Origin of the sequence: Actinomadura bangladeshensis, from assembly GCF_004348335.1 — a bacterium.
Classification (GTDB): Bacteria; Actinomycetota; Actinomycetes; order Streptosporangiales; family Streptosporangiaceae; genus Spirillospora; species Spirillospora bangladeshensis.
Window position 1 is genome coordinate 1 of the sequence record NZ_SMJW01000046.1, and the last position, 23,250, is coordinate 23,250.

Sequence of the window (23,250 nt, forward strand, 5' to 3'; positions counted from 1 at the left end):
GAAGAAGCCCGCGAAGGCGTCCCCGGCGCCGGCGCACACGGCACCGCGCGCGGTGAAGGCGCCGGAGCGGCGCCGCGACCCGCTGAGCACCTCGCTGGTCCTCGTCGTCCTCGCGGTCGTCATCAGCGCCGGCACCGCCATCGCGTTCGCCCGCTGACACCGCCGCCCCGGGGCGGGCGCTCAGGGCAGGCGGCTCAGGACACGCGGCTCAGGACACGCGGCTCAGGGCAGGCGGCTCAGGACACGCGGTTCAGGGCAGGCGGCTCAGGGCACGCGGCCGACGCCGCCGAGGACGAGGAACCGCTCGGGGTCGTCGACGGCGTCGCCCTCGTCGGGGCGCCACAGCGGCACGTACACCAGGCCGGGGTCGAGCATCTCCCAGCCGTCGAAGAACGCGAGGATCTCGGCGTGCGACCGGGCGACCGCCGGGGAGGTCGCCCGGTCGTAGAGCTTGCCGATCGCGGCGGTCTTGCCCGGCTGCGCGTCCCTGGTCAGGTGCGAGACCACCAGGTGGCTGCCGGGCGCGGCGGCGTCGCGCAGCGCCCGGGCGATGCCCGCCGGGTCCTCCTCGGGCTTGACCAGGTGCAGCGCCGCGACCAGCAGGAACGCCACCGGCTCGGACAGGTCGACGAGCTTGGCCAGCTCCGGCGCGGCCAGGATGTCGCCGGGGCTGCGCATGTCGGCCTGCAAGACCGCGGTCCGCTCGTCGCCGGCCAGGATGCTGCGGCTGTGCGCGACGGCGACGTCGTCGTTGTCGACGTACACCACTCGCGCGTCCGGGTTCACGCTCTGCGCGACCTCGTGCACGTTGCCCTGCGTCGGGATGCCCGACCCGATGTCGACGAACTGCGCGACGCCCGCCGCGGCGACCGCCCGGACGGCGCGGCGCAGGAACGCCCGGTTCGCCCGCGCCAGCTCCCGCGCCTGCGGCTCGACCCGCAGCAGCCCGGTCGCCAGATCACGATCGGAGGCGAAATTGTGCGCACCGCCGAGCAGAAAGTCGTACACCCGTGCGACGCTAGGCCTCTGACTGTCGACCTCGGGTGGGATCCACTCGGAGTCCATGCATCGTCTCCCTTAGACCGAGGGGTGCCGTGCGGGGCGGACTCAGCGTAACGCGCGGAGCCCCGGTGGCCCCCCGCGAACGGGACAGCGAGGACCGATGTCCGACCACCCCGCTCGGCCCGGGCCGGCGACCGTCCTGCTCACCCCGGACGGCCGGATCACCGGGTGGAGCGAGGGCGCCGCGCGCCTGTTCGGCCACGACGCCGCAACGGCGGTCGGCGCGGCCCTGCCCGCCCTGCTCGGCCGGCCGGGCGCGGCCGAACCGCTCGCCGCCGCGCTGAAGACGGCCGCTTCCGGCCGCTCCTGGGCCGGCGTGCTGCCGCTCGCCGGGGCCGGGGTGTCCGTCGCCTGCGACCCCATGGCGTGCGAGGACGGCGCCACCGCCGTCGCGCTGACGGTGTCCCCGCCGTGGGCCGGCGGCCTTGAGCTGCTGAACGAGGCGGGCCGCCGCATCGGCTCCACCCTCGACCTGCACCGCACCGCCCGCGAGATCGTCGCCGTCACCGTGCCCCGGTTCGCCGACGCCGGCGCCATCTACGTCCTGGAGCGGCTCCTCGCCGACGACGACCAGCCCGCCGCGGAGGCCGACGGCTCGGCGGTCGTGCGGCGCCTCGCGGTCGCGTTCGCCGAGGACGACCCCCGCGAGTGGTCCCGCGCGTTCCCCGTCAACGAGGTCATCGTCTACCCGCCGTCCACGCCGTACGCCCGGTGCCTCACCACCGGCGAGATGACCGAGTTCGGCGGCGACACCGCCCAGGAGACCCTCGCCCGGCAGACCGGGCGCGTCCTGGACGGGCTCCTCGACCACGTGTCGCTGCTGGCGGTGCCGCTGTGGGCGCGCGGCCGGGCGCTGGGCTTCGCGGTGTTCAGCCGCAAGCGCGGCCGGCTGCCGTTCGCCGCCGCCGACACGGCGCTGGCCGCCGAGCTCGCCGGCCGCGCCGCGACGTGCGTCGACAACGCCTGCCTGTACCGGCGCGAGCACCGCACCGCGACCACGCTGAAGGCCGGGCTGCTGCCCGCCGGGTCGCCGCCCCGGCCGGCCTGGAGATCGCCCACCGCTACCTGCCGGCCCGCAGCGGCGTCGGCGGCGACTGGTACGACGTGGTGCCGCTGCCCGGCGACAAGGTCGCGGTCGTGATCGGCGACTCGGTCGGGCACGGCGTCGCCGCCGCCGCGGCGATGGGGCAGTTGCGGGTCGCAGCGCACACCCTGGCCAGCTGCGAGTTCCCGCCCGCCGAGGTGCTGCAGCGGCTGGACTCCATCGCCCAGGACCTGGACGCCGCCCAGTTCGCGACCTGCCTGTGCATGGTCTGCGACCCGGCGACGCTGCGCTGCGAGCTGGCCTGCGCCGGTCATCCGCCGCCGCTGCTGGCCCTCCCGGACGGCACGGCGCGGCGGTTCGCGTTCCCGCACGGGCTGCCGCTCGGGGTGTCCGACCCCGCGCACCCGGCCGACTACGAGCAGGCCGCCGCGCGGATCCCGCCGGGCGCCACCCTCGCCTTCTACACCGACGGGCTGGTGGAGAGCCGGATGCGCAACATCGACGAGGGCATCGCCCGGCTGGCGTCGGCGCTGGTGGCCTCGCAGGCCGGGTCGCTGGAGGAGACCGCCGACGGCGTCCTGGCCCTGCTGGCCGACCAGCAGGGCCACGACGACATCGCGCTGCTCCTGATCCGCCCCGCCGGCTGAGCGGGCGGAGCGGGCGGGCCGCGGCTATGGACCGGGCTACAGGCCGGGGATCTCGTGGTTGCGGAACGCGTCCACGAAGTAGGCGTGGTCGTCGCGGACGATCTCGGCGTACTGGGTGCCGAACGCGACCATCGCCTCGACGAACGCCGACTCGTCCGGGCCGATCGCCGCGTGGATGGCGTCCTCGACCTGGAAGCCGACCAGGGTGTGGTCGGAGTCGGTGTCGGACACGCAGTGCACCTTGGCGGTGGCGCGGCCGAGGTCGTCCAGGACCGAGAGCATGTCCTCCGGCTCGGTGAGGCCGCCCCAGTCGAGGTCCTCCTCGTAGGGGGACAGCTCCTGGACGACGTAGCCGACGCCGTCGATCTGGGTGTGGCCGAGCCAGGGGTCGCTGTTGGCCTGCAGCGCCCGGCGGGACACGGCGGTGCGGTGCCCGTGGTGCTGGAAGTACTCCCGGATGCGGGCGTCGTCGACGATGCGGCTGGGCGCGGCGACGTTGCCCTGCTTCATCGACAGGATGACGTCGTTCTCCAGCGCCTGGGTGTTGCCCTCCACCAGGATGTTGTAGGCCGACAGCCCGGCCGAGCCGATGCCGAACCCGGACGCGCCCACGATGTCCTTCACCTGGTAGGTGAGGCTCCCGAACCGCTTCTCGCGCGGGATGGTGTCCAGGTACTCCCGGTAGGCGGCCTCGACGGCGGCGCGTTCCGCCTCGTCCAGGCGGCGGACGCCGGGGCGGTCCCGGAAGCGGCGGTCGGGGCCCTCCACGACCGTCATGCCGTCCAGCAGCCCGATGCGGGTGCCGCCCATCGCGGCGACGAGGACGTCGCGGACGTAGCCGTCGGTGTTGTCGAGGGTCAGCGCGAACTTCTCGTCGCCCTCGTGCGCGGCGAAGTGCCGGACCTGGTCGACGTAGGCGCGCACGTAGGCCTCGATGAGCCGGCGGATGTCGGCGTCGGAGATCGCCTTCTGCCAGGCCAGCAGCGCCAGGCTCGCCACGAGCCGCTTGACGTCCCAGGTGAAGTGGCCGACGTAGGCCTCGTCGTAGTCGTTGACGTCGAAGACGAACACGCCGTCGTCGTTCATGTAGGTGCCGAAGTTCTGCGCGTGCAGGTCGCCCTGGATCCACACGCGGGACGTGCGCTCGTCGGCCCAGGGGTCCTCGTCGTGGACGATGTCGGCGTAGAACAGGCAGGCGCTGCCCCGGTAGAACGCGAACGGGTCGGAGGCCATCTTGCGGAAGCGGCGGCGGAACTCGGCGGGGCTGCGCTCCATCAGGTCCGAGAACGCGTCGACCAGGACGTCGACGATCTGCGCGCGGCGCTGCTTCGGGTCCCGCTCGCGCAGTTCCTCGGTGATGCTCGCCATTCTCTCTCCCTCGATGATCGGGTGAGCCCCGCCGCTGCCGGGGCGTACCCGATCATTCTGCCGAATCCGGACCCGTCCGGGAGGTGAACAGCGCACGCACCGCCGGTTCCGTCCGGACCAGGTCAAGGGCGGTCTCGGCGTGCCCGGGGAGGTAGCCGTTGCCGATGAGCATCGTGACGTCGGCGGCGAGGCCCTCGGCGCCGAGCGCGGCGGCCGGGAACGAGGTCGCCATCGAGAAGAACACGACGGTGCCGCCGGGCGCGGTGGCGAGGATCGCGCCGTGCTCGCAGCCCGGCACGTCGACGCACACGACGGTGACGTCGACCGGCTCGCCGATCGCGGCGGCGACCGCGACGGGGTCGCGGGCGTCGGCGCGGACGACCGCGTCGGCCAGGCCGGACGCGGTGAGGCGTTCCTCCTCCTCGGCGGTGGGGACGAGCCCGATCACGCGGGACGCGCCGGCGCGGCGGGCCGCGGCGAGCGACAGGGAGCCGGACTTGCCGGCGGCGCCCAGCACCGCGACCGAGGGGGCCGCCTTCGCGGCGACGACGCGCGCGGTGAGGGCGGGCGCACCGCACACGTCCATGACGGCGAGGGCCAGCGGCACCGGCATGTCGGCGGGCAGGACCGCGGCGATGGAGCGGGCGAACAGGATCGCGTGCCCGCGCGCCGGGACCTGCTCCGACCGCCCGTCCCAGCCGGCGAGCCCGTCGGTGATCGCCAGCGGGGTGAGAGTGAGGGAGACGAGCGTGGCGACGCGGTCGCCGGGCTTCAGGCCGAGCGGCGACTCCGGCCCGGCCTCCTCCACGACGCCGACGAGCATGCCGCCCGACCCGGTGACGGGGTTGTGCATCTTGCCGCGCTCGCCGATGATCCGCAGCACCTCGGCGCGGATCGCGTCCGGATCGCCGCCGTGCGCGGTGTGCAGCTGCCGGTAGGACGCGGCGTCCAGGTTGAGGCGCTCGACGCCGATGCGGACCTCGTCGGGCCGGATCGCCGGGTCGGTGTCCAGCCGGTGCGCGGCCTGCGGCAGCACCCCCGCCGGCTCCAGCACCCGGTGCAGCCCCACCGCCGTGCCCGGCCCCGCCGTCCCCGTCCGCACCGTCATCGCCGTCCCGCCTCTCTGCCGAAATCGCCTGGTGTAGCGCAAGATGTTCAGGGCACCACTGGTTTCATCGAAAGTCTTCCCGTAACGTCGGGCCCATACAAGAGTTTTGCGCGATCAATGTGAGGCGAGGAGGCGGTCGACGATGACCACTGCCCTGCACCCGGACGCAGCCGTATCCGGCGACGCGTCCGACAGGACCGCACGCCAGCCGTACGCCTACCGGCGCCGGCCCCTGGAGGAGCCCGACTGGCGGCGCCTGCCCGGATGGCGCGACGTCACGCGGGAGGAATGGGAGTCGGCGCAGTGGCAGCGCGCCCACTGCGTGAAGAACCTGCGGCAGCTCCGCCAGGTCATGGGCGACCGGCTGGACGAGTCGTTCTACGCAGACCTTGAGCGCGACCAGGCCGAGCGGGCGACGATGTCGATGCTGGTGCCGCCGCAGATGCTCAACACGATGGACTCCTCGTCGACCGCCGCCTTCCACGCCGACCCGGTGCGGCGCTACATGCTGCCCGTCCTCAGCGATCGGCGCACCGACTGGCCGTCCCACCCGCACGCCTCCCGCGACTCGCTGCACGAGGCCGAGATGTGGGCCGTCGAGGGCCTCACCCACCGCTACCCCACCAAGGTGCTGGCCGAGCTCCTGCCCACCTGCCCGCAGTACTGCGGCCACTGCACCCGCATGGACCTGGTCGGCAACTCCACCCCGAACGTCGACAAGCACAAGTTCACCGTCAAGCCGCCGGACCGGCTCGGCGCCATGCTGGACTACCTGCGCCGCACCCCCGGCGTCCGCGACGTGGTCGTCTCCGGCGGCGACGTCGCCAACATGCCGTGGGCGCGGCTGGAGTCGTTCGTCGACGCACTGCTCGACATCGACAACATCCGCGACATCCGGCTGGCCAGCAAGGCGCTCATGGGCCTGCCGCAGCACTGGCTGCAGGACGACGTCCGCGCCGGCATGGAGCGCCTCGCGGCCAAGGCGCACCGGCGCGGCGCGCAGATCGCGATCCACACCCACGTCAACGCGGCCCAGTCGGTGACCCCGCTCGTCGCGAAGGCCGCCCGCGCGATGCTCGACACCGGCATCCGCGACGTCCGCAACCAGGGCGTGCTGCTGCGCGGCGTCAACGACACCCCGGACGCGCTGCTCGACCTGTCGTTCGCGCTGCTCGACGAGGCCGGGATCATGCCGTACTACCTGTACATGTGCGACATGATCCCGAACAGCGAGCACTGGCGGCTCGCGGTCTGGGAGGCCCAGGAGCTGCAGCACGCGATCATGGGCTACCTGCCCGGGTTCGCCACCCCGCGCATCGTCTGCGACGTCCCCTACGTCGGCAAGCGGTGGGTGCACCAGCTCGCCGACTACGACCGCGAGCGCGGCATCTCCTACTGGACGAAGAACTACCGCACCGGCCTGGAGCTGTCCGACCCGGACGCGCTGACCCGGCGGTACGAGTACCACGACCCGATCTACACGCTGCCGGAGGAGGGCCGGGACTGGTGGCGGGAACGTTCGGGCGCCGCGTGACGCGACCCGCCCAGCGCCTTTACGTTGTAGATCCGGAATGGTGCAGAATATCCTCGGAAGGGTGATCTCCGAGCTGACCGCCGCCGACCTGGAAGACGACCCGCACCCGCACCTCGCGCGGCTGCGCGAGCGCGCCCCGGCCGCCCTGCTCCCCGAGCTGGGCGGCTGGCTGGTCACCTCCCGCGACCTGGCGCTGCGCGTGCTGCGCGACCCCGGCGGCTTCACCGTCGACGACCCGCGCTTCTCCACCGCGCAGGTCGTCGGGCCGAGCATGCTGTCGCTGGACGGCGCCGCCCACACCCGGCACCGCGACCCGTTCGCGCGCCCCTTCCGCCCGGCGCGGACCCGGGAGCGGTTCACCGCGTTCGTCGAGGCCGAGGCCGCCCGGCTGGTGGCCGGGCTCGCCCCCGCCGGCCGGGCCGAGCTGCGCGGCGAGCTGGCCGGGCCGCTCGCCGTCGCGGTCGTCGCCGAGGCGCTCGGCCTGGACGGCGTGGACGCCGCGACCGTCCGCTCCTGGTACGGCGCGTTCGTCGACGCGGTGTCGGCGATCACCGCGGGCGGCACCGCCCCGGCCGCCGCGGGCGAGGCGTACCGGCTGCTGACCGCGGCGGTCGAGGAGGCGATCACCGCGTCCCGCCCCGGATCGCTGCTGGCCGAGGCCGCGCGGGACGAGGCGCGGCTGACCGCGCCGGAGGTCGTCGCGAACTCCGCGATCCTCATGTTCGGCGGCATCGACACCACCGAGGGGATGATCGCCAACGCGGCGCTGCACCTGCTCGGGCACCCCGACCAGCTGCGGCTCGTCCGGGACGAGCCGGCCCTGCTGCCGGCGGCGATCGAGGAGTCGCTGCGGCTGGAGCCCTCGGCGTCGGTCGTCGACCGGTACGCCGTCCGCGACACCGCGCTCGGCGGCGCCGACGTCCGCGCCGGGGACCTGGTGCGGGTGTCGATCTCCGGTGCCAACCGCGACCCGGCGGTCTTCCCCGACCCCGACCGCTTCGACGTCCGGCGGCACAACGCCGCCGAGCACCTGGCGTTCGCGCACGGCCCGCACTTCTGCTTCGGCGCCCACCTGGCCCGGCTGGAGACGCGCACGGCTCTCACCGCGCTGCTCGACCGGCTCCCGGGGCTCCGCCTCGACCCGGACCGCCCGGCGCGCCCGCACGGGCTGGTGTTCCGCAAGCCGCCGCGCCTGCACGTCAGGTGGGACCGGTAAAGGCCAGTTCAGGCCCCGTGCGAGGCCGAAAAGGGCGCACCGGATATGGGAATATGTCGCCATGATCGTGGAACGCCGCATCGAGCTGCGCTTCGGGCTGCAGAGCCGGGAAGCCGAGACGCACACCAACCTGTCCGCCGTGCGCCAGGACGGCCGCTGCCTGTGGGTGGCGGGTGATGAGACGGCCACCATCGAGCGCCTCACCGCCGCGCTGGACGGGGACGGCCGCGTCACCGGCTACGAGGGGCAGACCACCGTCGCGCTCGCCGACCTCGTCCCGCTGCCCGCCGGCCCCGACGAGGAGGCCGACATCGAGGGCCTCGCGCGCGCCAACGGCTGGCTGTGGGCGATCGGCTCGCACAGCCTGAAGCGCAAGAAGATCAAGCCGGGGCAGAGCGGGGCGAAGGCGCGCAAGCGGCTCGCCACCGTCGTCCGCGAGGACAACCGCTTCATCCTCGCCCGCCTCCCCCTGGCCGCCGGCGAGGACGGGCTGCCCACCGTCGTCCGCGACGCCGGCGACGGCCGCACCGCCGCCGTCCTCGGCCTGGACAAGGACTCCATCACCGACCTGCTGGCGGACGACCCGCACCTCGCGCCGTTCCTGCCGATCCCGAGCAAGGACAACGGCATCGACATCGAGGGCATCGCCGCGCACGGCGACCGGCTCTACATCGGCCTGCGCGGCCCGGTGCTGCGCGGCTGGGCGGTGCTGGTGGAGGTCCGCCCGGACACCGACCCGGACGACCCGCGCCGGCTGCGGCTGCTGCCCGTCGGCGAGGGCGGCGACCGCTACCGCACGCACTTCCTCGACCTCGGCGGCCTCGGCATCCGGGACCTGTGCCCGCACGGCGACGACCTGCTCGTCCTCACCGGCCCGAGCATGGACCTGGACGGCCCGGTGCGCGTCGTCCGGTGGCGGGGCGCGGCGCGCCTGGACGCCCCCGAGATCGTCCCCGCCGAGGAGCTGGAGACGCTGGGCGACCTGCCCTACGGCGACGGCGACGACCACGCCGAGGGCATCGCGGTGCTGGACGAGCCCGGCACCCGCCTCCTGGTCGTCTACGACAGCCCGGCCCCGGACCGGCTCACCGACGCCGGCGGGGTCCTCGCCGACGTCGTGGACCTCGGCTGAGCCGGTCCCGGCCGCCGGTACCCGAATAAGCGCTTGCTTCCGCACTCTGCTTGGATGGGCCCCGGCAACCGGCAGCACGCGAAGGGGCAGGGCAGAGCATGATCGAGTGGTCCGACGAAGACCTGATGATCCGGGACGCGGTGCGCGGCTGGATCGACGCCGAGGTCCGGCCGAACCTGGACGCCCTGGAGTCGGGGGAGCTTCCGCCGTACGACCTGCTGCGCGGCCTGTACAAGACGTTCGGGATGGACGAGATGGCCCGCTCGTCCTTCCGGTCCCGGATCGCCAAGGAGAAGGAGGGCGCCGCCGCGGACGGCGGGGAGCGCTCCGGCGGCGGGAGCGCGGCGATGACCATGATCCCGGTCATCGAGCTGTGCAAGGTCGCGCCCGGCCTGGTGTCGGCGATGGGCGTCGGCCTCGGCCTCGCCGCCGGGACCATCATGAAGCGCGGCACGCCCGAGCAGAAGGAGCGCTGGGCGCTGCCGCTGCTCACCATGGAGAAGGTCGGCGCCTGGGCGATCACCGAGCCCAACTCCGGGTCGGACGCCTTCGGCGGCATGCAGGCCACCGCGAAGAAGGTCGGCGACGAGTACGTCATCAACGGCAGCAAGACCTTCATCACCAACGGCCCCTACGCCGACACCATCGTCTTCTACTGCAAGCTCGACGACGGGCGGGAGGCGCGCGACCGGGAGATCCTCACGTTCGTCCTCGACCGGGGCATGGACGGCCTGGAGCAGAGCAGGCCGCTGCGCAAGATGGGCCTGCACTCCTCCCCCACCGGCGAGCTGTTCCTCAACGACGTCCGCGCCGGCGCCGACCGGCTCCTGTCGTCCGGCTCACAGGGCGGCAAGGAGTCGGCCAAGCAGAACTTCGTCACCGAGCGCGCCGGCGTCGCGGCGATGGCGCTCGGCGTCATCGAGGAGTGCCTGAAGCTGTCGGTCGAGTACGCCAAGACCCGCGAGCTGTGGGGGCAGCGCATCGGCGACTTCCAGCTCATCCAGCTGAAGCTGGCCAAGATGGAGGTCGCGCGGCTCAACGTCCAGAACCTGGTGTTCCGGCACATCGAGATGCAGCGCGCCGGCCGCGCCCCGACGCTCGCCGAGGCCTCGGCGATGAAGCTGTACGCGGCGCAGGCCGCCAGCGAGGTCGCGCAGGAGGCGGTGCAGCTGTTCGGCGGCAACGGCTACATGAGCGAGTACCGCGTCGAGCAGCTCGCCCGCGACGCCAAGTCGTTCCAGATCTACGCGGGCACCGACGAGATCCAGGTGACGCACATCGCGCGCGATCTGCTGTCCCGCTGACCCGCCGCGAACTTTCCCGGCGGGCGGGCCGTCGAAGAGGTGGGGGGCGGGTGAGGGCGATCGCCCGGCCCCCGCCGAAGGCCTTTCTGGACAGCCGACGTCGGGGACTGGATACTCACAGCCATGGACGGTCAGCCCGCATTCCCGGTGAGAGCGTCCGACACGGAGCGGGACCGGGCACTGCGCGTCCTCAGCGACCGCGTGGCCGAGGGCCGGATGTCGAACGACACGTTCGAGCGCCGTGTGGACCAGGTGCTGCACGCGCGCAGCCAGGCGGAGCTGGCCGGCATCGTGCACGACCTGCCGCCGCAGAACCGCGTGCTCGACCGGCTGACCGGGCTCGTGTCGTCGGTGTCGCAGGTGACGGCGCGGATCGAGGCGGCCTGGCGGGCGCCGCGGCTGCCCCGGTTCATGCTGCCGCCGGCCGACCTGAAGCGGATCGTCGTCGGCCGCGCCCCGGCCTGCCAGTTCATCCTCACCGACCTGACCGTCTCCCGGTTCCACGCCGAGATCTACCGGTCCGGCGAGACCTGGATGATCACCGACCTCGGGTCGATGAACGGCACCCGGGTGAACGGGTGGCGGCTGACCGGCCCGGTCCGGCTGCGGCCCGGCGACGAGGTCGGCTTCGGCAACTCCCGCTTCATCGCCGCCGCCCCCTAGCGCGCCCTGTTGCGCGGCGCCCCGGCGGTCTTGACGTATTCGTCAAGCGTCCTTCCTTCGTCGGCATGGCGGTCGTGCTGGACGGCGCCCTGCACCGGGGCGCGACGGGCGGCGCGGGCGAGATCGGCTACGCCACGGACGCGGGCGCGCGCCGAGCGGGCCCCTCACCGAGCCGGCGACCCGGCTCGGCGCCACCCTCGCCACCGTCGTGGCCGTCATCGATCCCGCACTCGTCGTCCTGACCGGCGACGGCCTGCGCGCGGGCGGGGAACCGCTCCGCGCACGCGTGCAACAGCACCTGCCGCACCGCCCGGTTCCCGTCCCTCGGCGACCACACCGGCGACTGGGGCGGCGGCGCCTCGCTCGGCCGGGCGGCGCTGTGGCACGCCGTGCGCGGGCGAGGACGGCCGGGGCCCGGAGACCGCACTGACTCCGGCGGTCGCCGCGCACTTCGGCGTGGGCCGGGCGATCAACGTCGGCCTCGGCGTCCACCTCGGCGAGTTCGGCGAGGGCGGCTGACCAAGCTCGCGCCCGTCCTGCTCGACACCGCCGAGGTCGGCGACGCGGTGGCCCGCCGGGTCGTGTCCCGCCTCGCTAAGGAGGTCGCGGTCCTCGGCTCGGTCGCGCTGCGCCATCTGGACCTGTTGGACGCCCCCCGCCGATGTCGTCCTCGGCGGGCGGCGTGCCGGCCGCCCGCCGCCCGTTGCCGATGGACGCCATCGCCGAGCGCTACGCGCCCGCCAACCCGCCGCTGCTCGGCGCCGCGCATGGCCTTCCGCCGCCACCGCATCCGTTGACCTGCGGCGTGTTGTTGTTTTCGAGGCGCTCATAACAACAACACGCCGCAGGTCAACGGATTCCGGGCGGTGGCCTTGACGTTGTAAGGTTCGGCTGGGAGGGCTGAGGGATGCTGATCGGGTTCGCCGTTCCGGGGGCGGGCGCCTGGGCCACGCCGCAGAACCAGGCAGCGGTCGCGGGGCGGGGCGAGGAGCTCGGGTACCACGCGGTGTGGACGCTGCAGCGCGTGCTCAACCCGGCCGGCTCGGACGACACGACCTACCGGGGCGTCCCCGACCCGCTCGTCACGCTCGCCTACCTCGCCGGGCGGACCGAGCGGATCAGGCTCGGCGTCGCCGTCGTCAACCTGCCGTTCTACGCCCCGGCCGTCCTCGCCAAGCAGGCCGCCACCCTCGACCGCGTCAGCGGCGGGCGCCTCGACCTCGGGCTCGGGCTCGGCTGGATGCCCGAGGAGTTCGCCGCCGCCGGGGCGCCGATGGAGCGGCGCGGCGCCCGCGCGGAGGAGTTCCTCGCCGTGCTGCGGGCCCTGTGGAGCGGCGGCGCGGCCGAGTTCCACGGGGAGTTCTACGACTTCCCCCCGGTGGTGATGGAGCCGCCGCCGGTCCAGTCCCCGCTGCCGGTGCTGCTGGGCGGCGCGTCCGAGGGCGCGCTGCGGCGCGCCGGGCGGCTCGCCGGCGGCTGGGTCAGCTCCAGCCGCGCCGACCCCGCCGCGATCGGCCGCTCGATCGGCGTCGTGCGGGACGCCGCCGAGCGCGCCGGACGGGATGTCTCCGCGCTGCGGTTCGTGTGCCGGGCCGCCGTGCGGATCCGCCCCGGCGGCGCGAGCGGCGCGGAGCGGCGCCCGCTCACCGGGTCGTTCGAGGAGGTCCGCGGCGACCTGGAGGCGCTCGCCGGGCAGGGCGTCACCGAGGTGTTCGTCGACCTGAACTTCGACCGCGAGATCACCGGGCCGGACGCCGACCCGGACGCGTCCATGGACCGGGCCATGGCGGCCCTGGACGCCTTCGCGCCGCGTTAGAGCGGCGGGCGGCGCGACTCCCAGGGGGTGCTGAGCACGACCGTGGTGCGGGTCGCGACGTTGGCGGCGGCGCGGATCTTCTGGAGGAGGTCCTCCAGCTCGTTCGGGGACGCGACCCGCACCTTGAGGATGTAGCTCTCGTCGCCGGCGACCGAATGGCACGCCTCGATCGCCTGCAGGTGCGCGAGCCGGTCCGGGGCGTCGTCGGGCGCGGCCGGATCGATCGGCTTGATCGACACGAACGCGGTCAGCGGCAGCCCGATCTGCCGGCTGTCCAGCTGGGCGGCGAACCCTTTGATCGCGCCGCGCTTCTGCAGCCGCCGGACGCGCTGGTGCACGGCCGACACCGACAGGCCCGTCTCCTTGGCCAGGTCGGTGAAACTCATCCGCCCGTCGTCGGCGAGCAGCGCCATGATCTGACGATCGATCTCCTCCACGCGGGAAATCTAGCGTGCCGGGGGCGGTGCGTGCGCCCCCATTGATCACGGATCGGGAGTGATCCTGCGGTTTCGGCGACCGGCACGGGTCAGCGACGGGGCGGGCGCAGCGGGCCGCAGCTGCCCCGGACGACCAGCTCGGTCGGCAGCAGCACCGGCCCGCCGCGGCCCCGCCGGGCGGGCTCGCGCAGCAGCAGCTCGCAGGCGCGGTAGCCGATGTCGTGGCCGGAGCGGGCGACGGCGGTCAGCGGCGGGTCGCACAGCTCCGCCCACGCCACGTCGTCCATCATCGCGATCGACACGTCCGCGGGGACGCGCAGGTCCAGCTCGCGGGCGACCAGCACGGCCGCCTCCCCGAGCAGGTGGCCGGCGGCGAGGACCGCGGTGACGTCGGAGCGGCGCTGCAGCAGCCCGGCCGCGGCGGCGTAGGCGGCGTCGCGGGACGGGCGGGCGGCGACGACCAGGTCCTCCTCCAGGGGGATGCCGAGCTGGGCGAGGGCGGCGCGGAACGCGCGCTCGCGCACCCCGGCGGGGGCGCCGGGGGCGCCGCCGAGGAAGGCGATGCGCCGGTGCCCGAGCCCGGCGAGGTACTCGGTGAGGGCGCGCACGCCGCCCGCGTCGTCGGCGAGCACGGCCGGGACGTCCGGCAGGCCGGGCAGCACCCGGTCGGCGAACACGACGCTGGAGCACACCCGGGCGGCGGCCCGCCAGTCGGCCGCGTCCCCGGCGGGCACGGCGATGACGCCGTCCACCCGCTGCTCGACGAGCCGCTCCACGATCTCGGCCTCGCGGGACGGGTCGCCGTGCGCGGCGTCGACGATGACGTGCTCGCCGAGGCTGCGGGCGCAGGCCAGCACGCCCGCGACCAGCTCGGCGCGGAACGGGTCGGTGACGTCCGGGACGATCAGCCCGATGCCGCCGCTGCGGCGCAGCTTGAGGCCGCGGCCGAGGGCGCTCGGGCGGTAGTCCAGCTCGCGGGCGGCGGCCAGCACGCGCTCGCGGGTGGCCGCGCTCACCGAGCCGCCGGAGAACACCCGGGACACGGTGGCGATGCCGACGCCCGCAGCGCCGGCCACGTCCTTGATCGTCGCCGCCCGCCGTTCCACCCGCGACCTCCCCTTTCGCCCGATTTCGTTGATCTTATCCGGCGGAGCGCTCCCATGGAAACGATTCCATGATGTTTACTCCACACAGTGCTGAGAAACCCCTGCTCGGCAGGGGGTAATGGAAACGTTTCCATGAAGGGGTACCGATGGCCAAGATCGTGTTGGACCGGGTCGACAAGGTGTACAGCGGTGGCGTCAAGGCCGTGGACGGGCTCGACCTGGAGATCCGGGACGGCGAGTTCATGGTCCTGGTCGGCCCGTCCGGCTGCGGCAAGTCCACCGCGCTGCGGATGATCGCCGGGCTGGAGGAGATCAGCGGCGGGAAGATCTCCATCGGCGACCAGGTCGTCAACGACCTGGCGCCCAAGGACCGCGACATCGCGATGGTCTTCCAGAACTACGCCCTCTACCCGCACATGACGGTCGAGCAGAACCTCGCGTTCGGCCTGAAGCTGCGCGGCACGCCGAAGGCGGAGATCAAGGCCAAGGTCCGCGAGGCCGCCAAGATGCTCGGCCTGGAGCAGTACCTGTCCCGCAAGCCCGCCGCGCTGTCGGGCGGGCAGCGGCAGCGCGTCGCGATGGGCCGCGCGATCGTCCGGGAGCCGCAGGCCTTCCTGATGGACGAGCCGCTGTCCAACCTCGACGCCAAGCTCCGCGTGTCCATGCGCGCCTCGCTCAGCCAGCTGCACGAGCGGCTCGGCGTCACCACCGTGTACGTCACCCACGACCAGGTCGAGGCCATGACGCTCGGGTCGCGGGTGTGCGTGCTGCGCGACGGCGTGCTGCAGCAGGTCGACACCCCGCAGCGGCTGTTCGACAACCCCGTCAACCTGTTCGTCGCCGGGTTCATCGGCTCGCCGGCGATGAACTTCGTCCTCGCCGACCTGACGTCCGGCGACGGCGGCGCGCAGGTCTCCTTCGCCGGGTACACGCTGCCGGTGCCGGCCTCGACGCTCGGCGACCGGCCCGGCCTGCAGGACTACCTCGGCCGCAAGGTCATCCTCGGCATCCGCCCCTCGGACTTCGAGGACGGCGCGCACGCCAACCCCGACTGGGCGCCGATGGCGGTCCGCAGCAGCGTCACCGAGGAACTGGGCAGCGAGATCAACGTGATCTTCACGATCGACGCCCCGCCGGTCGAGCACAAGGACACCGCCGACCTCGCCGAGGACGCCGAGGGCGACGGCGACATGGCGATCCCGCTGGTGGACAACAAGGCGCTGTGGACGGCCCGGGTCAACTCCCGCTCGCACGTCCGCCCGGGCCAGAACGTGCAGCTCGCCGTCGACACCCGCCGGCTGCACTTCTTCGACCCCTCCAGCGGCCTGGCCATCGGCCACCCGGACGCCGCGGCCCGGCACGGCGCCGCGGGCCTGCTCAAGTAGCACCCGGACCCGGCGAAGCCCCCCGGCCCGAGCGGGCCGGGGGGCTTCGCCGTACCTGCGGGTCCGCCGCGAGCGGCTACTTCACCGATCCCGCGAGGACGCCCTGCACGAAGTAGCGCTGGAACGCGAAGAACACGATCAGCGGGACGATCAGCGACAGGAACGCGCCCGGCGCGAGGATGTCGATGTTGCCGGTGAACTGCCGCATCTGGGACTGCAGCCACTTGGTCATCGGCTGCGACTCGGTGTCGGCGAACACCAGCGCGACCAGCAGGTCGTTCCACACCCACAGGAACTGGAAGATGCCGAGCGAGGCGATCGCCGGGCCGCCCAGCGGGAAGATCACCCGGCGGAAGATCGTCCACTCCGAGCCGCCGTCCATCCGCGCCGCCTCCAGCAGGTCCCGGGGGATCGCCGCGAAGAAGTTGCGGAGCAGGAAGATCGCGAACGGCAGCCCGAACGCGACGTGGAACAGCACCACGCCGGTGACCGACCCGAACATCTGGAACCCGCCGAACTCGATGGCCCCGTACAGCTTGGCGACCGGGATCAGCGCGACCTGGACCGGCACCACCAGCAGCGCCACCACCACGATGAACAGCCAGTCGCGGCCGGGGAACTCCATCCACGCGAACGCGTAGGCGGCCAGCGACGCGATCACCACCACCAGCACGGTCGCCGGGACGGTGATCAGCACGGTGTTCCAGAACGAGGCGACGAAGTCGCCCTTGTCCAGCAGCGAGCTGTAGGACTCCACGGTCAGCTGGGTCGGCTTGGTGAACACCTTCCACCAGCCGCCGGCGTTGTTGTCCTCGTTGGAGCGCAGCGACGCCACCAGCAGCCCGAGGGTCGGCACGAGCCAGAACAGCGCGACCAGCACCAGCAGCGCCTGCGCGGCACCGCCGCCGGCCCTGCCGGCGATCCGCGCGGCCAGGCCCCGGCGCGGCGCGCCCGCCGCGCCGTTGCCGCCCTCGGCCGGCGGCGCCTGCCCCGTCCTGTCCGCGGTGCTCATTTGCGCTCCTGCCGCAGTCGCCGGATGTTGAACAGCATGGCGGGCAGCACCAGCACGAACAGCAGCACCGCGATGGCGCTGCCGGCGCCCTGGTCGTTGCCGCCGCCGAACGACACCGTCCACATCTGCAGGGCCAGCACGTTGGCGTTCGGATCGCCGCCGCCGATGATGTAGACGAGGTCGAACACCTTCATGACGTTGATGACCAGCGTCACCAGCACCACCATCAGGACGGGCGCGAGCAGCGGGATCGTCACCCGCCGGAACACCTGCCATTCGGTGGCGCCGTCCACCCGGGCCGCCTCCAGCGCGTCCCGCGGGATCGCGGCGAGCCCGGCGGCGATCAGCACCATCGCGAACCCGGACCACACCCACAGGTACGACCCGATGATGGCGGGCGTGATCAGTGTGCTCCCGAGCCATTCCGCGCCGCGGTAGGCGGCGGTGAAGTTGTCCTTGGGCAGCCGGATCGTGTACGTGCCGTCCGGGACCTTCGCCATCGTGAAGGTGCCGTCGGCCTCCGTGGTGGCCTTGGCGACCACCTTGCCGTCCTTGACGGCCTCGACCTTGATGCCGGGCAGCCCCACCTCGCCGGCGTTGGGCGCGTTCTGCTGCCCGCCGCCGCCCCGGGTGAAGTCGAACCAGACCGTCCCGGTCAGCTGGCCGGGCCGGGCCGCCGGCGGCTGCGCGGCCGGCTTCGCGTCCTTGGGCAGGTACTCCTGCTTGACCTTCAGCAGCGGGACGAGCGCGCTCTGCCCGGCCTGGTAGGGCTTGGCGCTGACGACGGCGCCGGCGTCCTCGCGGACGAGGGGGTCGCCGCCGCTGCGGGGCCCGGCGCCCGGGTAGGTGGTGCCCTGCGCGAAGGTGTCGTGGATCGCGACCATGGCCGCGTTCGCGACGCCCTTGTCGGGGTCCATCTGGTACACCAGCCGGAAGATCACGCCGGAGGCGAGGAACGAGATCGCCATCGGCATGAACACGACGAGCTTGAACGCCGTCGACCACCGGATCCGCTCGGTGAGGACGGCGAACACCAGGCCCACGATGGTGGTCACGGTCGGGGCCACCACGACCCAGATGGCGGTGTTGCGCACCGCGACGAGGTTGTTGTGCCCCTTGAAGATCCCGGTGTAGTTGTCGACGCCGACGAACCCGTCGCCCGAGGCGTCGAAGAAACTGCGGATCACCGAGTAGACGATCGGGTAAACGACCAGGAAGCCGAGCAGCAGCAGCGCCGGCAGCAGGAACGTCATGGCCAGCCAGGACGGCGGGGTCAGCCGCTCGCGTCCGCGGCGGGCGCCGGGCCGCCGCGCGGCCGGCACGTCGACGGCGGCGGCGCCGCCGGCCGTCGCGGCCGGCGGCACCTCCTCATTCCGAGCCTTCATCCAGGGATTCCCTACTTGTCGGCCCTACTCGTACGCCCTACTTGTAGGCACGGGCGGCCTCGGCCTCCAGCTTGGCCTGCGTGCCCTTGACGTCGGTCGGCTTCATCACGAACTGGCGCAGCGCCTCCCACTCGCCCTTGCCGGGCGTCGCGCCGAACGCGGCGGGCGCCAGGTCGGACATGTCGTAGCGGGCGGCGTCGCCCGACTGCTGCAGCTGGGTGATGAGCTGCTTGGCGATCGGGTCGGAGTAGGCGTCCGGCGGGACGTTCTTGTTCGGCGTCAGGTAGCCGCCGAGCCCGGCCCAGACCTTGCCGGCCTCCGGGGAGGCGAGGAACTTCATCAGCTCCTGCGCGCCCTTGCCGTCCTTCATCGCGACCGCGACGTCGCCGCCGAGGATCGCCGGGGCGGTGTCGCCGGCCTTCGGGAACGCGAACACCTTGGCGTCCGTGCCGACCTTGGACTTGGTGGTGGAGATGTTCGCGGCGGCGAAGTCGCCGCCGTAGACCATGGCGGCCTTCTGCTGGCCGAAGACCTGGGTGACCGACTCGTCGAACTTGGTCTTGGTCGCGGTGGCGACGCCGCCGTTCAGGAAGTCGGGCTTGCCCCAGACCTCGGCGAGGGTCTCCAGCGCCTTGCCGACGGTCGGGTCGGTCCACTTGATCTCGTGCTTGGCGAGCTTGTCGTAGTTCTCCGGGCCCGCCTGCGACAGGTAGACGTTCTCGAACCAGTCGGTCAGCGTCCAGGAGTCCTGCGGGCCGGCGGCGAGGGTGAACGGGGTGGTGCCCGCGTCCTGCAGCGTGCCGGCGGTCTTGACCAGGTCGGCCCAGGCCGCGGGCGGCTGCACGCCGGCCTCGTCGAACGCCTGCGGCCGGTACCACAGGATCGACTTGTAGGCGGCCTTGGCGATCACGCCGTAGGCCTTGCCGTCGGCGGAGCCGAGCTCCTTCCAGTACGGCGAGTAGTTCGTGCCGACCTCGGCGACGACGTCGTCGGCGAGCGGCTTCAGCGACCCCTTGGCGGCGTACTGCTGCATGAGGCCGGGCTGCGGCAGGATCGCCACGTCCGGCGGGTTGCCGGCCTCGATGCGGGGGCCGAGGTAGGCGTCGGTGTTCTCACCGGTGGAGGCGTAGTTGACCTTCGCCCCGGTCTTCTGCTCGAACGCCTGCAGCACCTTGCGGAAGTTGGTCTCCTCCTGGCCCGTCCACTTGGCCGCGACCTCGATCGTGGTGCCCTTCAGCGCTCCCCCGCCGGCCGGGGTGGAGCCGTCGCTCCCGCCGTCGTCGTCGCCGCCGCACGCGGCGGCCGAGGACAGGAGCAATCCCGCCGCGACGGCGGCTCCCATCAGCCTGCTGACCCTCATTCTTCATCCTCCCTGAGCGGACCGGCGGCGTCCGATCCCCAGATCGCCGCGCCGGACTCGATATCGAAGAAGTGCAGGCGGCCGGTGTCGACGCGGATCGTCACCGGGTCGCCCACCTTCACGCGGGTGCGCGGGCTGAACCGCGCGACCAGGTCCGTGCGGGGGCTCTCCAGGTGCCCCAGCACGTCGGTCCCCGCGTCGCGGGCGAGTTCCTTGGTGTCCTCGGTGACGACCTGGGACGCCTCGATCGCGAAATGGACCAGCACGTCCGAGCCCATGGCCTCCACGAGGTCGGCGGTGGAGTCCAGCCCGGACCCCTCGGGCGCCTCCACGAGCTCGGAGTCCTCCATGTCCTCGGGGCGGATGCCGACGACGACGTCGCTCCCGAGGCGGGACGCCAGGGCCGGGCGCTCGGTCAGCACCGCGGCCGGCAGCGCCAAGGTCTGGCCGCCGATCTCCAGGCGCGGGTTCGCCGCGTCCCCGGACAGCGTGCCCTGGATCAGGTTCATGGCCGGTGAGCCGATGAATCCGGCGACGAACAGGTTGGCCGGCCGGTCGTAGAGCTCCTGCGGCGGCGCGACCTGCTGCAGTTCGCCCTTCTTCATCACCGCGACCCGGTCGCCGAGCGTCATCGCCTCGGTCTGGTCGTGGGTGACGTAGATCGTGGTGACGCCGAGGTCGCGCTGGATGCGGGCGATCTCGGCGCGCATCTGGACGCGGAGCTTGGCGTCGAGGTTGGACAGCGGCTCGTCCATCAGGAAGGCCTGCGGCTCCCGGACGATCGCGCGGCCCATCGCGACGCGCTGCCGCTGCCCGCCCGACAGGTTGCGGGGCTTGCGGGACAGGTGGTCGGTGAGGCCGAGGATCTCCGCGGCGCGGTCGACCTTCTCCCGGATCTCGGCCTTCGGCATCTTGCGCAGCGACAGCCCGAAGCCGATGTTGTCGCGCACCGACAGGTGCGGGTAGAGGGCGTAGCTCTGGAACACCATCGCGACGTCGCGGTCGCGGGCCGGGACCCGGTTGACGACCCGGCCTCCGATGGTGACCTCGCCCTCGGAGATGTCCTCCAGGCCGGCGACCATCCGCAGCGCGGTCGTCTTCCCGCAGCCGGAGGGGCCGACGAGGACGAGGAACTCGCCGTCGGCGATGTGGAGGTTCAGATCGGTCACGGCCCGCGTGCCGTCGGGATAGACCTTCCCGACGCTGGTCAGGTCGACCTCTGCCACGGCGTCTCCTCTTCTGCACGGCACGGCTCGGGGAGGGCGCGGGCTCGTCCCGGCACGGCGGATCACCGCCGTGCGGAAGGAACCGGTTTACCCCCGCGTAACAATGCATCTAGGTGGTACATGGCGGACTACCCCGACCGCAATAGCGCAGTGCCCGCTGACACATTTGGTGCAGAGATCGTTACCGAGCCGTTTCCGCCCCTGTTATGCCCTGTCCGAAATAACGTGAGGGTGCGGACGAAAATCCGTCCGCACCCTCACGCCCGCCGTTCCCCGCCGGCGGGTCAGTCCACGGTCACCAGGCCGCGCTCGGTGACGTTCATGGGCTCGTAGCCGTCCTCGGTGCACACGACGATGTCCTCGATGCGGGCGCCGTGCGGGCCGGGGTAGATCCCCGGCTCGATGGAGAACGCCATCCCCGCCTCCAGCGGCTCGCGGTTGCCGGCGACGATGTAGGGGTCCTCGTGCGACTCCAGCCCGATGCCGTGCCCGGTGCGGTGGAAGAAGTGCTCGCCGTACCCGGCCGCGGCGATGACGTCGCGGCCGGCGGCGTCCACCGCCTCGGGCGTGGCGCCCGGCCGCACGGCCTCGCAGGACGCGCGCTGCGCCTCCTCCAGCACCGCGTAGTAGGCGCGGTACTCGGCGGGCGCCTCCCCCACGCAGTAGTTGCGGGTGGAGTCCGAGCAGTAGCCGCTCGGCATCGTCCCGCCGATGTCGACCACGACGGGCTCGCCCGGCGAGATGACGCGGTCCGACAGCTCGGCGTGCGGGTTCGCGCCGTTCGGGCCGGACCCGACGATGACGAAGTCGACGCGGGCGTGGCCCTCGGCGATGATCGCGTCGGCGATGTCGCGGCCGACCTCCCGCTCGGTGCGGCCGGCCTTGAGGAGCCCCGGCACGAGGCGGTGCACGCGGTCGATCGCCGCGCCCGCCTCGCGCAGCGCCGCGACCTCGGCGGCGGACTTGCGCATCCGCAGCTCGCGCAGCACCGATCCGGCCGCGACCTGCTCGGCGCCGGGCAGCGCGGCGCGGAACCGCAGCGCCATGGCCGCCCACATCCGGTCGGCGACGCCGACCCTGGCGATGCCGGACGGGAGCCGGGCGGCGGTGAGCGCGAACGGGTCCTCGGTCTCGTCCCAGGGCACCAGCTCGATGCCGAGCGCCCCGGCCGGGGACTCCCGCGCGGCGGGCAGCTCCAGCCGCGGGACGACCAGGAACGGCTCCCCCTCGGCGGGGACCGCCAGGCAGGTGAGCCGCTCCAGCTGCAGCGCGTCGTAGCCGGTGACGTAGCGCAGGTCCGGGCCGGGCGTCAGCAGCACCGCGCCGAGGCCCGCCCCGGCCGCCGCCTCCCGCACCCGCCCGATGCGCTCCGGCGGATACAACTCCGTTGTCACACCCGTCTCCATTCTCGAGTCCTGTCCGATGGCCGGTACCAGGATCCCAGGAGCGGCGGTGCCGCGCGGCGTCGGACCCGCGTGGCAGCATGTCCCCCCATGAGCGGGTTGATGCTGCTGGACACGCCGTCGCTGTACTTCCGCGCCTTCTACGGGGTGCCCGAGTCGGTGACGGCCCCCGACGGGACGCCGGTGAACGCCGTGCGCGGTCTCATCGACATGATCGCGCGGCTCGTCGCCGACCGTTCGCCGGACCGCCTGGTCTGCTGCATGGACGCCGACTGGCGGCCCGCGTTCCGGGTGGCGGCGCTGCCGTCCTACAAGGCGCACCGGGTGGCCGAGGACGGCGGCGACCAGACCCCGGACGCGCTGGAGGCGCAGCTCCCGGTGATCGACGCCGTGCTGGACGCGGTCGGGCTGGCCCGCGCCGGCGTCCCCGGCTACGAGGCCGACGACGTGATCGGGACGCTCGCGGTGCGCGGCGCCGCCGCCGGGCCGGTCGACATCGTGACCGGCGACCGCGACCTGTTCCAGCTCGTCGACGACCGCGGCCCGGTCGCCGTCCTCTACACCGCGCGCGGCATCCGGAACCTGCAGATCATGGGCGAGAAGGAGGTCGCGGCCAAGTACGGCATCCCGGGCCGCGGCTACGGCGACTACGCGACGCTGCGCGGCGACCCGAGCGACGGCCTGCCCGGGGTGCCCGGCGTCGGCGACAAGACGGCCGCCGCGCTCGTCACCCGGTTCGGGTCGGTCGAGGGCATCCTCGCGGCGCTGGAGGCGGGCACCGACGAGGGCTTCCCGGCGGGCGCCCGCCGCCGGATGGAGGCGGCGCGCGAGTACCTGGCCGCCGCCGAGACGGTGGTGCGGGTGGTCACCGACATCGACGCGCCGGAGCTCGCGGGGCTGGACGACCGGCTGCCCGCGCAGCCGCGCGACGCCGCGGCCCTCGTCGAACTGGCCGACACCTGGAACCTCGGCAGCCCCGTCAACCGCCTCCTGAACGCCCTCGCGCGGTGAGCATCGCGATTTCACTGCAAATTTCGCCAA

General features: G+C 73.2%; 21 protein-coding genes. 10 read left to right on the forward strand and 11 right to left on the reverse strand.

Features of this window, described 5'->3' with window-relative positions; all coding sequences use genetic code 11:
* Positions 1-264: 264 nt before the first annotated feature.
* Positions 265-1,065 (reverse strand): SAM-dependent methyltransferase, encoded by an 801-nt coding sequence (locus tag E1284_RS11805; RefSeq protein WP_131939083.1) that lies wholly within the window; start codon positions 1,063-1,065, stop codon positions 265-267.
* A gap of 97 nt (positions 1,066-1,162) precedes the next feature.
* Here E1284_RS11805 and E1284_RS11810 point away from each other — a divergent pair, with 97 nt between their 5' ends.
* Together E1284_RS11810 and E1284_RS11815 are read left to right on the forward strand one after the other, a co-directional pair.
* Positions 1,163-2,203, forward strand: coding sequence for a PAS domain-containing protein (locus E1284_RS11810; RefSeq protein WP_131939084.1), 1,041 nt, complete (start codon positions 1,163-1,165; stop codon positions 2,201-2,203).
* Positions 2,167-2,754, forward strand: a complete 588-nt coding sequence (locus E1284_RS11815) for a PP2C family protein-serine/threonine phosphatase (RefSeq protein ID WP_165965222.1) — start codon at positions 2,167-2,169, stop codon at positions 2,752-2,754. The genes E1284_RS11810 and E1284_RS11815 overlap by 37 nt, the downstream gene beginning before the upstream one ends.
* A 36-nt stretch (positions 2,755-2,790) precedes the next feature.
* Here the strand turns inward: E1284_RS11815 and E1284_RS11820 are convergent, their stop codons facing one another.
* Positions 2,791-4,122 carry a DUF2252 domain-containing protein gene (locus E1284_RS11820; protein WP_131939086.1) on the reverse strand — a complete coding sequence of 444 codons (1,332 nt, stop codon included), beginning with the start codon at positions 4,120-4,122 and terminating at the stop codon, positions 2,791-2,793.
* 52 nt (positions 4,123-4,174) lie between these two features.
* The gene (gene kdd, locus E1284_RS11825; protein WP_131939087.1) at positions 4,175-5,230 is read right to left on the reverse strand and encodes an L-erythro-3,5-diaminohexanoate dehydrogenase; all 1,056 of its coding nucleotides are present in this window, start codon (positions 5,228-5,230) and stop codon (positions 4,175-4,177) included.
* A 142-nt stretch (positions 5,231-5,372) separates the two neighbouring features.
* Here kdd and E1284_RS11830 point away from each other — a divergent pair, with 142 nt between their 5' ends.
* From E1284_RS11830 to E1284_RS11850, 5 genes are all read left to right on the forward strand, one after another.
* Positions 5,373-6,764, forward strand: coding sequence for a KamA family radical SAM protein (locus tag E1284_RS11830; protein ID WP_131939088.1), 1,392 nt, complete (start codon positions 5,373-5,375; stop codon positions 6,762-6,764).
* 61 nt (positions 6,765-6,825) lie between these two features.
* Entirely contained in the window at positions 6,826-7,980 is a 1,155-nt protein-coding gene (locus E1284_RS11835; protein WP_243714420.1) for a cytochrome P450, read from the forward strand.
* Positions 7,981-8,041: 61 nt separating this feature from the next.
* Positions 8,042-9,112 (forward strand): DUF3616 domain-containing protein, encoded by a 1,071-nt coding sequence (locus E1284_RS11840; protein ID WP_131939090.1) that lies wholly within the window; start codon positions 8,042-8,044, stop codon positions 9,110-9,112.
* A 98-nt stretch (positions 9,113-9,210) separates the two neighbouring features.
* Positions 9,211-10,416 carry an acyl-CoA dehydrogenase family protein gene (locus E1284_RS11845; RefSeq protein WP_131939091.1) on the forward strand — a complete coding sequence of 402 codons (1,206 nt, stop codon included), beginning with the start codon at positions 9,211-9,213 and terminating at the stop codon, positions 10,414-10,416.
* A 123-nt stretch (positions 10,417-10,539) separates the two neighbouring features.
* On the forward strand, positions 10,540-11,079 hold the full coding sequence (locus E1284_RS11850) for a DUF1707 and FHA domain-containing protein (RefSeq protein ID WP_131939092.1): 540 nt from the start codon (positions 10,540-10,542) through the stop codon (positions 11,077-11,079).
* 127 nt (positions 11,080-11,206) lie between these two features.
* Here the strand turns inward: E1284_RS11850 and E1284_RS41380 are convergent, their stop codons facing one another.
* On the reverse strand, positions 11,207-11,377 hold the full coding sequence (locus E1284_RS41380; protein WP_165965223.1) for a hypothetical protein: 171 nt from the start codon (positions 11,375-11,377) through the stop codon (positions 11,207-11,209).
* Between the two features lie 609 nt (positions 11,378-11,986).
* On the opposite strand from E1284_RS41380, the gene E1284_RS11855 reads away from it, so the two are divergent.
* A complete protein-coding gene (locus tag E1284_RS11855; RefSeq protein ID WP_131939093.1) occupies positions 11,987-12,895 on the forward strand; it encodes a TIGR03619 family F420-dependent LLM class oxidoreductase in 909 nt (302 codons plus the stop codon).
* Here E1284_RS11855 and E1284_RS11860 read toward each other — a convergent pair.
* Positions 12,892-13,332 carry an Lrp/AsnC family transcriptional regulator gene (locus E1284_RS11860; RefSeq protein WP_131939094.1) on the reverse strand — a complete coding sequence of 147 codons (441 nt, stop codon included), beginning with the start codon at positions 13,330-13,332 and terminating at the stop codon, positions 12,892-12,894. The genes E1284_RS11855 and E1284_RS11860 overlap by 4 nt on opposite strands.
* A gap of 89 nt (positions 13,333-13,421) precedes the next feature.
* Complete coding sequence (locus tag E1284_RS11865) at positions 13,422-14,438, reverse strand: LacI family DNA-binding transcriptional regulator (protein ID WP_131939095.1); 1,017 nt, start codon at positions 14,436-14,438, stop codon at positions 13,422-13,424.
* A 146-nt stretch (positions 14,439-14,584) separates the two neighbouring features.
* Here E1284_RS11865 and E1284_RS11870 point away from each other — a divergent pair, with 146 nt between their 5' ends.
* Positions 14,585-15,823 carry an ABC transporter ATP-binding protein gene (locus E1284_RS11870; protein ID WP_131939096.1) on the forward strand — a complete coding sequence of 413 codons (1,239 nt, stop codon included), beginning with the start codon at positions 14,585-14,587 and terminating at the stop codon, positions 15,821-15,823.
* A 76-nt stretch (positions 15,824-15,899) separates the two neighbouring features.
* On the opposite strand, the gene E1284_RS11875 is transcribed toward E1284_RS11870, so the two are convergent.
* The 5 genes from E1284_RS11875 to E1284_RS11895 form a co-directional block, all read right to left on the reverse strand.
* The gene (locus E1284_RS11875; RefSeq protein ID WP_131939097.1) at positions 15,900-16,835 is read right to left on the reverse strand and encodes a carbohydrate ABC transporter permease; all 936 of its coding nucleotides are present in this window, start codon (positions 16,833-16,835) and stop codon (positions 15,900-15,902) included.
* On the reverse strand, positions 16,832-18,220 hold the full coding sequence (locus E1284_RS11880; protein WP_131939098.1) for a carbohydrate ABC transporter permease: 1,389 nt from the start codon (positions 18,218-18,220) through the stop codon (positions 16,832-16,834). Before E1284_RS11880 ends, E1284_RS11875 begins: the two co-directional genes overlap by 4 nt.
* Before the next feature lie 37 nt (positions 18,221-18,257).
* Positions 18,258-19,580 (reverse strand): ABC transporter substrate-binding protein, encoded by a 1,323-nt coding sequence (locus tag E1284_RS11885; RefSeq protein WP_131939099.1) that lies wholly within the window; start codon positions 19,578-19,580, stop codon positions 18,258-18,260.
* Positions 19,577-20,806 (reverse strand): ABC transporter ATP-binding protein, encoded by a 1,230-nt coding sequence (locus E1284_RS11890; RefSeq protein ID WP_131939100.1) that lies wholly within the window; start codon positions 20,804-20,806, stop codon positions 19,577-19,579. The genes E1284_RS11885 and E1284_RS11890 overlap by 4 nt, the downstream gene beginning before the upstream one ends.
* A gap of 284 nt (positions 20,807-21,090) precedes the next feature.
* Positions 21,091-22,200 (reverse strand): M24 family metallopeptidase, encoded by a 1,110-nt coding sequence (locus tag E1284_RS11895; protein WP_243714421.1) that lies wholly within the window; start codon positions 22,198-22,200, stop codon positions 21,091-21,093.
* Between the two features lie 99 nt (positions 22,201-22,299).
* Here E1284_RS11895 and E1284_RS11900 point away from each other — a divergent pair, with 99 nt between their 5' ends.
* The gene (locus E1284_RS11900) at positions 22,300-23,220 is read left to right on the forward strand and encodes a 5'-3' exonuclease (protein ID WP_131939102.1); all 921 of its coding nucleotides are present in this window, start codon (positions 22,300-22,302) and stop codon (positions 23,218-23,220) included.
* Positions 23,221-23,250: the final 30 nt, after the last annotated feature.

Excerpts from the sequence above, each read along its gene's own strand:
- E1284_RS11805 (WP_131939083.1), bottom strand. The coding sequence starts at position 1,065 with ATGGACTCCGAGTGGATCCCACCCGAGGTCGACAGTCAGAGGCCTAGC.
- E1284_RS11810 (WP_131939084.1), top strand. The coding sequence starts at position 1,163 with ATGTCCGACCACCCCGCTCGGCCCGGGCCGGCGACCGTCCTGCTCACC.
- E1284_RS11820 (WP_131939086.1), bottom strand. The coding sequence starts at position 4,122 with ATGGCGAGCATCACCGAGGAACTGCGCGAGCGGGACCCGAAGCAGCGC.
- kdd (WP_131939087.1), bottom strand. The coding sequence starts at position 5,230 with ATGACGGTGCGGACGGGGACGGCGGGGCCGGGCACGGCGGTGGGGCTG.
- E1284_RS11830 (WP_131939088.1), top strand. The coding sequence starts at position 5,373 with ATGACCACTGCCCTGCACCCGGACGCAGCCGTATCCGGCGACGCGTCC.
- E1284_RS11840 (WP_131939090.1), top strand. The coding sequence starts at position 8,042 with ATGATCGTGGAACGCCGCATCGAGCTGCGCTTCGGGCTGCAGAGCCGG.
- E1284_RS11845 (WP_131939091.1), top strand. The coding sequence starts at position 9,211 with ATGATCGAGTGGTCCGACGAAGACCTGATGATCCGGGACGCGGTGCGC.
- E1284_RS11850 (WP_131939092.1), top strand. The coding sequence starts at position 10,540 with ATGGACGGTCAGCCCGCATTCCCGGTGAGAGCGTCCGACACGGAGCGG.
- E1284_RS11855 (WP_131939093.1), top strand. The coding sequence starts at position 11,987 with ATGCTGATCGGGTTCGCCGTTCCGGGGGCGGGCGCCTGGGCCACGCCG.
- E1284_RS11870 (WP_131939096.1), top strand. The coding sequence starts at position 14,585 with ATGGCCAAGATCGTGTTGGACCGGGTCGACAAGGTGTACAGCGGTGGC.
- E1284_RS11875 (WP_131939097.1), bottom strand. The coding sequence starts at position 16,835 with ATGAGCACCGCGGACAGGACGGGGCAGGCGCCGCCGGCCGAGGGCGGC.
- E1284_RS11880 (WP_131939098.1), bottom strand. The coding sequence starts at position 18,220 with ATGAAGGCTCGGAATGAGGAGGTGCCGCCGGCCGCGACGGCCGGCGGC.
- E1284_RS11885 (WP_131939099.1), bottom strand. The coding sequence starts at position 19,580 with ATGAGGGTCAGCAGGCTGATGGGAGCCGCCGTCGCGGCGGGATTGCTC.
- E1284_RS11900 (WP_131939102.1), top strand. The coding sequence starts at position 22,300 with ATGAGCGGGTTGATGCTGCTGGACACGCCGTCGCTGTACTTCCGCGCC.